Below are 13,113 nucleotides of genomic sequence, written 5' to 3'. Positions count from 1 at the left end.
CTCTCCCTTATGATCCGGCACTTATTGCCCGACGAGCGCGGACGCCTCGACCACCTCGACGGGCAGGCCCAGCGTATCGAGCTGGGGCTTCACCGCCTTGGCATCGCCTACCACGACCCAGACAAAGTCCTTGGGGTTCAACGCCGCCTGGATCGACTTGTTCAGCTCGGGCAGGGTCATCGCCTGATAGCGCTGCGTGATCGTGGCGTAATAGTCGTCGGGGCGACGATACAGGTCGTTGGCCTGCATCGCCGACAGCACCGCGTCGGACGTCTCGAAATTGCCCGACAGCGAGCGGATCGCGCCGGTGATGGCGCGGTCGGATTCCACCTGGTCCATCGGTTTGGTGGTCAGGAATTCGGTCACGTCGGTGCGCAGCGCGTCGATCGACGGGCCGGTCTTGTCCGCCTGAACCGGGGCCGACATGATATAGGGCGCCGCGAATTCCGAGGTCTGGAAGCCGCCCCGCACGCCATAGGACCAGTGCTTGTTCTCGCGGATGTCGGTGTTGATCCGGCTGAGGAAGCTGCCGCCCAGCGCGTCGTTGGCAGTATTCTGGATCAACAGATTGTCGATCCCCTTCAACGGCGTCGGCGCGCCCGCCAGGATCATCGACTGCGGGCTGTCGGGCCGGTTGATCAGCACGATCTTGGGTGCCGAAGGCTGTCCGGCGGTGAAGTTCTTCACGCCAGCCGTGCCGGTGCCGCGCCAGTCGCCGAACGCCCGGTCGAGCGCAGCCTTCACCTCGGCCAGCGGGCGGTCGGACGTGACGAAGATCTTCGCCTTGTCGGGACGCAGCCAGGCCTGCTGGAACGCGATCAGGTCGGCGCGGGTCATCGCCGCCACCGCACGCGGATCGCCCGCCCCCTGCGCCTTGGCATAGGGGCTGGTCGGTCCATAGACGAGCGGCGGCAGGACGCGGCTCGCCAGCCCCTGCGGGCTGGTCAGTTCCTGTTTGATCCCCGCCAGCGTCTGCGCCTTGACCCGCGCCAGTTCGGCATCGGGGAAGGCCGGGTTGCGGATGATGTCGGCATAGAGATCGAGCGCGGGCACCAGATTGGCACTCGGCACGTCCAGCCCCACGGTGGTGCGATCGTTCGACGCGCTCGACCCAATCGACGCGCCCAGCCGTTCCTGCGCCTCCGCGATGGCGATGGTGTTCAGGTGCGTCGTGCCCTCGTCGAGCATCGACTGCACCATCCGCTGCGTCCCCAGCTTGCCCGGCACGTCGGCCGCGATCCCGGCGTCGAACGACATGGCGATCTGGGTCACCGGTACGGCGGTGCGCTGCGCATAGATCAGCTCGATCCCGTTCGCCAGGCGGCTGCGTTCGACGGTCGGAAAGCTCAGCGGCTTGACCTGACCGACATCGGGCAGAGCCCCGCGCGTGCCCTTGACGGGCTGGTCCGGGGCGGCGGGCACGTCGGCGCGCGGCGGCACCTTGGCCTCTTCATAGGCGTCGCGTGCGCCCGGCACGACGGTCAGCGTATAGGCCGGACGTGACAGCCATTTGTCCGCCGCCGCCTTCACGGTCGCCGGGGTCTGCGCCGCGATCGCCATCAACTGCTTCTTATACTTGCCCGGATCGTTCGAGTAGAGCGCGCCCTCGGCCAGCGCCACCGCCTTGCCGCCGAAGCCGCCGACCGATTCCAGCCCCTGGACACGCCCCGAAACATAGCGGGTCACCGCACGCTGAACCTCGTCGGCGGTCGGGCCGTTCTTCAGGAAATCGTCGAGGATCTCGCCCATCCGCTTGTTGACCAGCGCCGGGTCGACACTGGGACGGACGATCGCCATCATGTTGAACATGCCGACCTGCGAGAAGACGCGGTCGCTGGCCGAGACCTGAACCGCCAGCTTCTCCTGCTTGACCAGGATATTGTCGAGCCGCGACGAGGCGAGCCCGCCCAGAATCGAAGCGGCGACGACCAGCGGCGCGCTTTCGGGATCGTTCAGCCCCGGCACCGCCCAGTTGCGGCTGATCATGACGGCGGCGACGCGGTCCTTCATCTCCTCGTTGACGGGCGCGGGCAGCGTCGGAATGGCGACGGTGGGCAGGACGCTCTTGGGGCCCGGCTTGATCGCGCCGAAATACTTCTCGACCAAAGGCTTGGCGGTCGCGACATCGATGTCGCCCGCCAGTACCAGCACCGCATTGTTCGGGCCGTAATGCTGCCGGAACCAGTCCTTGACCGTGTCGAGCGACGCGGCATCCAGATCCGCCATCGAACCGATGGTGCTGTGGGCATAGGGATGCCCGGCAGGGAACAGCCCCTCCAGCACCTTATATTGGGTCAGGCCATAAGGCTGGTTGTCGCCCTGGCGCTTCTCGTTCTGGACGACGCCGCGCTGCTCGTCGAGCACGCCTTGCGTCACCGCGCCGAGCAGATAGCCCATGCGATCCGATTCCAGGAACAGCGCGCGGTCGAGCGCGGCGGTCGGCACCGTCTCGAAATAATTGGTCCGGTCGAAATAGGTGGTGCCGTTGTAATCGGTCGCGCCCACCGACTTGAGCGGGGCGAAGAAATCGCCCGGCGCGTTTTCCGATCCGTTGAACATCAGATGCTCGAAGAGATGCGCGAATCCGGTCTTGCCCTTGGGCTCATGCTTCGATCCGACATCGTACCAGACGCTGACCGCGACCACGGGCGCCTTGCGATCGGTATGCACCACGACGCGCAAGCCGTTTTGCAGGGTGAAGCTCTGATAGGGGATGTCGACCGCCTTCACGAGCGTCGAAACGGGTGCGGCCTTTGCCGTGGCGGCCGATTTGGCGGGTGCCGCCTGGGCCAGCACGGCCTGGGTCGGCATGACGAACGCAAGGGTGGCGGCGCCGGTCAGCGCCACAAACTTGATACGCATTTCTCTTGAGTCTCCCCACTCATCTGTGAAGCGAACATAGCGGGCGGGCTGTGGACCGCAATCCCGGTAAGGCGAACCGATCAGGTCGAAATTTCGTCGACCCTTTCGCAATCGAAACGGCCATCCCATGTAGCGCAAGACAAATACCGCCAACCCCTTGTGTTGCCAAATTGCAACACCATCTGACCTGGAAAGCGACAGGAACCCCAGATGAACCTCGAAAAATTCACCGACCGCGCAAAAGGCTTTCTGCAAGCCGCGCAGACCGTGGCGATCCGCAACAACCATCAGCGGATCGCCCCCGAACACCTCCTCAAGGCGCTGATCGAGGACGATCAGGGCATGGCGTCCGGCCTGATTCAGGCGGCGGGCGGCGATCCCAAGCGCGTCGAGCGTGAGACCGATGCCGCGCTGGCAAAGATTCCCGCCGTCTCCGGCTCGGGTGCGCAAAGTTCGCCCGGCCTGGACAACGACTTGGTCCGCGTCCTCGATCAGGCCGAACAGGTTGCCCAGAAAGCAGGCGACAGTTTCGTCACCGTCGAGCGGATGCTGCTCGCGCTGGCCCTCGCCTCCACCACGGCGGCGGGCAAGGCCTTGGCGGCGGGCGGCGTGAACCCCCAAAGCCTGAACGGCGCGATCGAGCAATTGCGCCAGGGCCGCACCGCCGACACGGCGGGGGCGGAGGACCGGTACGACGCGCTCAAGAAATTCGCCCGCGACCTGACCCAGGTGGCGCGCGACGGCAAGCTCGACCCCGTGATCGGCCGCGACGAGGAAATCCGCCGCACCATCCAAATCCTGGCACGCCGGACCAAGAACAACCCCGCCCTGATCGGCGAACCCGGCGTCGGCAAGACCGCGATCGCCGAGGGCTTGGCGCTGCGCATCGCGAACGGCGACGTGCCCGACACGCTGAAGGACCGCAAGCTGATGGCACTCGACATGGGTGCCCTCATCGCTGGTGCCAAATATCGCGGCGAGTTCGAGGAGCGGCTGAAAGGCGTGCTCGACGAGGTGAAGGCTGCCGAGGGCGACATCATCCTGTTCATCGACGAGATGCACACGCTGATCGGCGCAGGGAAAGGCGACGGGGCGATGGACGCTTCCAACCTGCTCAAGCCCGCGCTTGCGCGCGGCGAGCTGCACTGCGTCGGCGCGACCACACTCGACGAATATCGCAAATATGTTGAGAAGGACCCCGCGCTCCAGCGGCGGTTCCAGCCCGTCTTCGTCGGCGAGCCCACGGTCGAGGACACCATCTCGATCCTGCGCGGCCTGAAGGAGAAATACGAACTCCATCACGGCGTCCGCATCACCGACGGCGCGCTGGTGGCGGCGGCGACCTTGTCCAACCGCTACATCACCGACCGCTTCCTGCCCGACAAGGCGATCGACCTGATGGACGAGGCCGCCAGCCGCATCCGCATGGAGGTGGAGTCCAAGCCCGAGGAGATCGAGACGCTCGACCGCCGCATCCTGCGCCTGAAGATCGAGCGCGAGGGGCTGCGCCGCGAAAGCGACGCCGCCAGCATCGACCGGCTCGGCCATCTGGAGGAGGAACTCGCCAATCTGGAGGAACAGTCGCACGCGCTGACCCAGCGCTGGCAAGCGGAGAAGGACAAGATCGCGGGCGAGGCGAAGCTGAAGGAACAGCTCGACCAGGCGCGGATCGAGCTCGAGCAGGCGCAACGGGCGGGCGACCTCGCGAAAGCCGGTGAACTCTCCTATGGCCGCATCCCGCAGCTGGAGAAGCAGCTTGCCGAGGCGCAGTCCGCGACCGAGGGCGCGATGCTGCGCGAGGAAGTCACCGCCGACGATATTGCGGGCGTGGTCAGCCGCTGGACCGGGGTGCCGGTCGACCGGATGATGCAGGGCGAACGCGAAAAGCTGCTCCGCATGGAGGAGGTGATCGGTGCGCGCGTGATCGGCCAGGAGGATGCGGTCCGCGCCGTCTCCACCGCCGTCCGCCGGGCACGCGCCGGGCTACAGGACCCCAACCGACCGCTGGGCAGCTTCCTGTTCCTGGGCCCGACGGGCGTCGGCAAGACCGAGCTGACCAAGGCGCTGGCCGAATTCCTGTTCGACGATCCCTCCGCGATGGTGCGCCTCGACATGAGCGAGTTTATGGAGAAGCACAGCGTCGCGCGGCTGATCGGCGCCCCTCCCGGCTATGTCGGCTATGAGGAAGGCGGCGTGCTGACCGAGGCGGTGCGGCGGCGGCCCTATCAGGTCGTGCTGTTCGACGAGGTGGAGAAGGCGCATGGCGACGTGTTCAACGTGCTGCTCCAGGTGCTGGACGACGGTCGCCTGACCGATGGCCAGGGGCGGACGGTCGATTTCTCGAACACGCTGATCATCCTGACCTCCAACCTGGGCAGCCAATATCTGGCCAATGTCGAGGACGGGCAGAGCGTCGAGAGCGTCGAGCCGCAGGTGATGGAGATCGTGCGCGGCCATTTCCGCCCCGAATTCCTCAACCGGCTGGACGAGATCATCCTGTTCCACCGGCTGGGCCAGAGCCATATGGGCCCGATCGTCGACATCCAGGTCGGCCGCGTCGCCAAGCTGCTGGCGGATCGCAAGATCAGCCTGCACCTGACCGATGCGGCGCGCGAATGGCTGGGCCGGGTGGGCTATGACCCGGTATACGGCGCGCGTCCCCTGCGCCGTGCGGTGCAACGGCACCTCCAGGACCCGCTGGCCGAAGAAATCCTGCGTGGGAATGTGAAGGACGGCGCAACCGTCACCGTCGACGAGGGCGACGGGAAACTGGCGCTGTCGGTCGGGTGATCAGATAAACAATAGGGTCGGAACCTGGCGTTCCGACCCTATTGTCCCTTCTAAACTCGCGCTGGAACCGCTCCCTTTCGCAACCAGCCGGTAATCGCCTAACGACGATAGGCCAAGCGCGCGTGACATCTGACACGGGGTACATGTGTGGTACCCAGGCATCCGCCGCCACCTTGCGGGAATATAGCAGCAATAAGCCGCGCGACCGCAATTCGGCATCGGCCATGAAAAAGGGGCGGCTCCCAAGGAAGCCGCCCCAGGCAGGGTTCGTAATGATCCCCAGGGTTAGAAGTTCACGCCGAACTGGATACGCGCCGAACGGCCGTCATTGTACGAAGTCGGCAGCGAATAGACAGGCTGCGGTGCCCCCGCCGAGGTCGTGCCCGTTTCCTGCACACGCAGCACAGGCCTCGAGTTAAAGACGTTGAACACCGACAACCGGATAAAGCCGTTGAAGGCGTCGGTCGGCACTGCGATCGTCGCATCCAAATTGAGCAGCGCGAGCCAGTCCGACTTCAGCTGCGACCCACGGTTCACGACCTGCAACGTGCTGGGTCGGACACCACCCACCCGATTGAACGGATCGTTGATCACGGTGAAGCCGCTGGGATTACGAACGACCGAACCGTTGGCGACGTTACAATAGGCACCACTGGTCGTGTAGTAGAGGCCGGTGATACCGCCCGGCGCCGTCGCGTCAAAGTCGGCGCTCGCCGGCGGACGACCGTAGCAGCCGAACTTGCGCGGCGCACTGACCGAGCCGTTGAAGCTGAGCGTCAGCCAATCCGCGAACTTGTAAGAGCCCCATGCCTTGAAATTGTGGCGGCGATCGTTGGGCAGATACCCGAAAGTGCCGTTGACCAGCACCGGAAGGTCGAAGGCCGTCGTCAGACCGGCGTCGGACTGCGCATTGTCCGATCGGACGCCGCCTTCGATGTTACCATAATTCTTGGAGTAGGTGTAGTTTGCGTTCAGCGACCACTTGCCGTCCCATTCCCGCTCGAACGTGAAGTTCACACCACGATAGGTACGCTGTGCCTGCGGATATTGCAGCGAGGCCGCCGACAACGTCACGGTACGAGGGGTCGTTTCGCCCGGCAGCGGATCGCTCAGGGTTACCGCGACGTCGCGGCCCGGATTGATCAGCGCGAACTGATGGACGCCGTTCCAGATTGAACGGCAGTCCGCCGCCGCCTTGCCCTGCGAGACGCAATAGGGAACGATCGCCTGATCGAGCGCGGCATCCTCCAGCGAGTTGTTCAGCTTCGTCTGGATGAAGTTGAAGCCCACCTTGATCCGGTTGCCGAGCCGGCGTTCCACACCAAAGACGATCTCGTCGACCGATTGCGGCTTCAGGTTGGACGCAACCACCGAAGCCGTACTCGGCACGGTTCCGTCATTGCGCAGGGTGCACGCCGTCCCCGCAGGCGAATTGTTCGGGCAGGTGGTAAAGCCAGCCCCGGTCGTAATCGGCGCACCGAGGATCGGCGTATTGTCCGCCATCAACCCGCCGAACTGGTAGTAGGCGTCATAGTCGAGTTCGCCGCCGGCCAGTCGGACATTGGTGTTCACCGCGACGGGGATGAAATAGCGGCTATAGGATCCGAAGAACTTGGTGCGGCCATCGCCCAGCGGATCGATGCTGGCACCCAGGCGTGGCGCCCACTGATTCTTGGCGAGGAAGAAGGTCTGCCCGTCGCCATTCTTGTTCTCGAATCGGTCGTTGCGAATGCCGAGGTTCAGATTCAGGCGATCATTGAGCAGGTGCCAGTCATCTTGAGCATAGAATGCCGTGTTACGAGTCGAGAACTGACCACCCGTGCGGAACACACGCCCCTTGATATAGCTCGTGCCGCCCGGCAGTCCGATGACCGGATCGATCGTCGTTGCCGCGCCCGAAGCCGTCAATAGCGTGTACTGCGCGCCACCATTGGCGACGCTGATCGAATTTTCGTCCAGATCTTCGCGGTCGTAGCCGCCACGAATGTGATGCGATCCCAGAAGTTCGAACCGGACATCGGCATCCGCGCGATAGAAGGTACGCTTGTCGAAATTGAGCGTCGCGTTGCTCAGCGTGTTGCCGATGCCGCTATTGGCCCCGTTCCGCTGGTCGGTCACCGACGGCAGATTGGGCAGGCTGGATTCGGTGGTATCCCGGTTCTTGTTGACCCCGTAAGCTGCCGACAGGGTCAGCCACTGGGTGAAGCTGCCCGTATAGCGGAAGACGTAGTTTTCACCGCCCGATTGGTAGACGTTGGTGGCGATGTAACCACCCGGATTGTTGGTATTCAGATTGTAGCGCAGCCCGCTCGCCAGCGTGTAGCGGCTGGTGCCGTAGACATTCTCGATCCGACGACCGGTGGTGTTCCAATAGGTCGCCTCAAGCCGCTGGCCGTCGACGATGACGGCGTCGATCTTGCCACCCCAGAACGGGCTGGTGTTGCGATTCTGGCTATAGGAGGTGCCGACGATCTGCTGGTTGAAGGTATTCAAATCACCGAAATTGGCACACAGCGCCGGGTTGCTGGCGCAACCATTGGCACCCGTGCCGGTCGCCGATGCGACTCCGGTATAGCCTTGGCCGTAGCGAATATCGCGAGCGTTGTAGAGACCGTAGAAGAACAGATGATCCTTGATGATCGGACCCGAGAGCTGTGCAATGAACTCGTGGCGATCCGAATAATATGAGTCATTGTCCGCCGCGTAGGTGTTGCGCGTATTCGACCTGAGGCTGTTCGGCTGCCAGTTGAACAGCACGCCGCCATGCCACTCGTTCGAGCCGGACTTGGTGGTGGCATTGATCATGCCGCCGGTGAAGCGACCGAACTCTGCCGGGATACCGCCGATCTTGGTCTGGACCGTCTGATAGAATTCGAACGGGACACCCGCCGCACCGAGCCCGTTGCGGAACTGCGTGACGTTCAGACCATTGATATAATACACATTTTCCGAGATCGACGCACCGTTGATCGATGGGAGCGCGGCGAAACGATTGTCGCCACCGACGGCGCCCGGCGCCAGCAGGACGACCGACGTCAGATCGCGGCTCACCGGAACGCGGGTCGCCAGGTCCGCCACGTCGACGGTCTGGCCGATGGTGTTGCTGCTGAAGTCGACGACCTGCACGCGGCCTGCGGTCACGACGATGTCACCGCCGGTCTCCGCGTTCACTGGCTGAAGATTGAACTGGTTCGCAGCACGGCCTTGGATCAGGCGCACGGCCGGATCGGTAAAGCTGTCAAAGCCGTCCGCAGTGATCGTGAAGCTATAGGTGCCCTGAGGCAGTGCGGAAATCACATAGGAACCATCAGGCTGGGTCGTCGCGCTGCGAGTGAAGCCCTGCGCCGCCGACGTCACCGTGACGGTCGCGCCGCCAATTGCCTTACCGTCGGTGCCGATCACGCGGCCCGTAGCGTTCACCTGCGTATAGTCCTGCGCAACGGCCGGCGCAGCGAGGGACACCATGGCCGCCCCGGCACCCAGCAGGGCGACGGCTTGGAGAGCCGCGCCATGACGCAGAAAAGTCTTCGAAAATAGCCCTTGCTTGGTCACTCTCATTCCCCCTCGAAAGACGCCTGAACGACGGCTTTTCGCCACCCTGAACGGGCGATGACCAACATATGTCAGGAAAATGACGCAACCACACAAAGGGTTTTCGACACTTTATACGTTTTTACGCCGAGAACGTGTGCAATTTGCAACACCTGGGACCAAAGGCAAGACGTTTTGAAACAAAATTGAGCAGATTTCCGTAGTCATGCCAAATGTTTGAACAATCGCGTATTGTAGTATTAGAGATATACTACAGCAGTACACTGTGTAACAATTGGTATTTGGCTTCCCTCTACGGACAGTTTCTTTGCGTTCGGCGTCTACCGAATCATGTCGGTCCTGATCCCTCGCTACCCATGAAAAAGGGGGCAACTCGTTGCCGAGTCGCCCCCTTCAGTTGGGTCCGCGAGCGGACCTGGGGTTAGAAGTTGAACTTGGCGCCCGCGCGGAACTGGCGGCCGAAGATGCCGTCGCCGCCCTGCACCGCGTTGTACAGATACGCGCCATACGTGACCGGATCGATCGGAGGCAGGCGGTTGAAGACGTTCAGCACGTTCACGTAGAAAGTGAACTTGTCGTTGACCTTGAACGACGCGTTCGCATCCGCGGTGATGTAGCTCTTCACACGGCAACCGTAATAGGCCGGGGCCTGACCGCAATCCTTGTACGCGTCGCCCTGGTCCATGGCCGACAGGTCATAGCCCGAGGTGTAGTTGACCGTACCCGACAGTGCGAAGTTGCCGAAGTCGAACGTATTGACCCAGTTGCCCTTCCATTCGAACGTGCCCGAACCGGCCGTCAGGTTGAAGTTGCCCAGCGTGTCGACATAGGTCTGGCGAACGCCGTCCACCGTCGTGCTCAGCTCTAGGATGAGGCTGGCGTTCAGGTTGGTGGTCCAACGGAACGACCCGAAGTCGTAGAAGCCGTTGACGCCGAAATCGATGCCTTCCGACTTGATCGTCTGGGCATTGATCAGCTGCGACCGGACGAAGGCGATCTTCGGAGTGGCGGTCGGGTTGTTGACGTCGACCGCATCCGGGATGACCTCGAACCCGGGCAGCGCCGCGCCGCCCGCATAATAGTTGGCGATCGCGGGCGACAGATCGGGGGTGGTGATCGCCCCGGTCTTGCGGATGTTGAAGTAATCGACGGTCAGCGACAGGCCGCGCACCGGATCGACCTTGATGCCGGCGGTGAAGCTGCGCGACTTTTCAGGTTCGAGATTCTGTGACGCCAGCGTGGTCTGCCCGATCGAATAGCTGGTGATGTAGGACGAGCAATATTGCGGGGTTGCCGCCGAGCAGATCTGATTGGCACCCGGATTGATGCTGTACTGGCGCAGGAACGCCGCCGGGATGCTGCTCAGCTGCTGGGTCACGTAACCCGTGGTGGGCAGCGCATTCGCCTCGCCGAACGAGGGGATACGGAAACCACGCGAGTAGGTGCCGCGCAACGACACCTGGCGGATCGGCTTGAAGATCGCGCCGAACTTGGGCGAGAAGGCGCTCTGACCGCTCGAATAATGGTCATAGCGACCCGAGGCGTTGAGCGTCAGCTGATCGACGACCGGTGCGTTGACTTCGTAGAAGGCCGACGAAACGGTACGGTTGCCCTTGGTGCCGAAGGCGTTCAGGCGGAAGTAACGCTGGGTCGGGCCGTTCTCGTCCGAATTGGCGCTGGGCGCGTCGATCGCTTCGTAGAAGATCGAGCCGCCGACCGCCAGGCGCAGGTCGCCGCCCGGCAGCGTCATGATCGCCTTGCCCAAAGTGAACTGGGCCTGCAGCAGATCCGAGCTGTCGTTGGTGATGTTGGTCGGCGTCAGATAGTCCATCGTCGCCTGGCTGTTCAGGCCCGGATTGACGAAGTTGTAGCTGCCGTCCTTGATCACATCGAGCAGGTGCTGGATGTAGACATAGCCGTTCTGCTCCAGGCGCAGATCGGTATGCATCGCCGTCGCGTCGAAGCGGTAATCGACATCGTCGAAGATCGTGCCGTTGATCCCGAAGGCAGCGCGATAGACGCGGCTGCGGGTCCGGGTCGATTCGAAGCTGTTCGGCAGCGTGCCGACCAGACGCGCAACCTGGCCTGCGGCGGCGAACGGATTGTTCGGGTTCAACGTGCCGTTGGTCGCATTGCAGGCGCCGACGGTCGAACGCGGGCAGACATAGACCGGCAGCGCGAGGATCGCCGAATTGGGATCGATCGCGGGCGTGGCGTTCTGCGACGTCGAATATTGCGGGAACAGGATACCGGCCGGGGCATTGGCGCGGATATAGCTGGGCACGCCGGTATAGCCGGTCGTCGCCTGCTGGAAGTTCACCTGCAGATACGCTTCCGACGTGTCACCGATCTTGGCGGTGAAGCGCGCCGATCCACCGACACGCTCGATGTCCGGCGTGATGTTGCCGTACAGACGCTGGGTGTCGACCTGGCAGACGGTGCCGGGGGCGGTGGCGTTGGCGGGCAGCGCCAGCTCGGCGGCCGTCGGGTTGTACGGATTGCCGGTCAGACAGCCCGCCGCCGGGTTCAGCAGCTGATAGCGGCCGAGCGCGGTGGTGTTGGTCGCATCCGCCGGACGAACGTAGAAGTTCGGCGTGTTGATCGCGAAGCCGTTGGTATACTGGCCATTCTGGTCCAGCCCGTTGGCGATGTTGTTCGGACCGCAGACCGTGGAGCCGGTGCGGTTGGAGCAGATGCCGCGCTCGTCGCTGCTGTTGAACGGTCCGGGGAGCTGACGCGCCCTCACGCCCTCGGAGCGATAGTAGAAGCCGCTGATATAGGCATTATAGCCCTGCTCATCGAGGTCGCCGGTGCCGGCGGTCAGCGACAGGCGCTGATTGGCATTATAGCCGCGCTCGGAGATACCGGCTTCGGCGCGGCCCATAATGCCCTTCACCGAACGCTTGGTGATGATGTTCACCACGCCCGCGATCGCGTCGGCGCCATAGCTCGACGATGCGCCGTCGCGCAGAACCTCGACACGGTCGACAATGTCGTCGGGGATGGTGTTCAGGTCGACGAAGTTGCGCGTGCCGTCGTCCGACAACGGATAATAGGCGGCGCGCAGGCCGTCGAACAGGACCAGGGTCGAGTTGGTCGACAGGCCGCGCAGCGACACCGACGACGCACCCGTCGCGAACGCGCCATTGGCGGTGAACGAGTTGGTCAGGGCCGGGCCGTTGTTCGACGCCAGCGCCTGGATACCCGCCTGCACGGTGTTGATACCGCGCGCGTCCAGATTTTCGGTGGTGATGGTCGACACGGGCGACGGGCCGACATCCGCACCACGGATGATCGAGCCGGTAACGACGATATCGCCGGTCGAACCGGCATTGGCCTGTTCGGCACCCTGCGCGACCTGCGCGTTGTTCTCGGCATTCTGGTTGGCGTCGGGCACGCTCTGCGCCCAAGCCGGCGAAACGAGCGCCATGGACAGCGGCGCGACCGTCGCAAGCAGGCCAAGCCTGCGCTGACCGATCCACGAATTGGTCATGTTCATTACCCCTTTTCTCACTTCCCTCCGACCTTTTGGCCGGGAGGGGCTCCGTCGGCGTGAAACAAAAATCTTGTTCGCTAACGGAATGTTGCTTGATTGAGACGAAGCATGGCTTCTGTAAAGCCCGGAAAAAGGGGGAAATCGTCACAACGCTGCGCCTGTCGCATAAATGACACAAGTGCTGACCGATCTGAAATAGTCGTCACGAGCCTGTCAGGATGACAGAATGATGACGCGGATATGTCATGCAATCGATGGCAGCATTACTGACATATGTTATGCAATCGAATGAGACAGTCTATGGTCGCCACCGGCCACAGCGTGACGCACGCCGAAGGCAATTCGCCTCCGCAGACGGACTTACATTGCGCTCATTGCGAAAATGGGCGGCCGGCCCATACGGCCCGACCCGG

The 13,113-nt window shown here is 63.2% G+C and carries 4 protein-coding genes; 1 reads left to right on the top strand and 3 read right to left on the bottom strand.

The annotated features are described in order from the left end of the window. Window positions 1–21: 21 nt before the first annotated feature. Complete coding sequence (locus ACWPWT_RS05625; RefSeq protein WP_454278882.1) at window positions 22–2,862, bottom strand: M16 family metallopeptidase; 2,841 nt, start codon at window positions 2,860–2,862, stop codon at window positions 22–24. A 210-nt stretch (window positions 2,863–3,072) separates the two neighbouring features. Here ACWPWT_RS05625 and clpB point away from each other — a divergent pair, with 210 nt between their 5' ends. Beyond that, entirely contained in the window at window positions 3,073–5,652 is a 2,580-nt protein-coding gene (gene clpB / locus ACWPWT_RS05620; RefSeq protein WP_454278881.1) for an ATP-dependent chaperone ClpB, read from the top strand. 285 nt (window positions 5,653–5,937) lie between these two features. Here clpB and ACWPWT_RS05615 read toward each other — a convergent pair whose 3' ends face one another. Continuing rightward, on the bottom strand, window positions 5,938–9,210 hold the full coding sequence (locus tag ACWPWT_RS05615) for a carboxypeptidase regulatory-like domain-containing protein (protein ID WP_454278880.1): 3,273 nt from the start codon (window positions 9,208–9,210) through the stop codon (window positions 5,938–5,940). 415 nt (window positions 9,211–9,625) lie between these two features. Then, on the bottom strand, window positions 9,626–12,697 hold the full coding sequence (locus tag ACWPWT_RS05610; protein WP_454278879.1) for a TonB-dependent receptor domain-containing protein: 3,072 nt from the start codon (window positions 12,695–12,697) through the stop codon (window positions 9,626–9,628). Between the last annotated feature and the right edge of the window lie 416 nt (window positions 12,698–13,113).

This window comes from Sphingomonas sp. Marseille-Q8236 (genome assembly GCF_965112005.1).
Note: the sequence above shows the minus strand (reverse complement) of the source record. Positions and strands in the feature narration are given on the sequence as shown.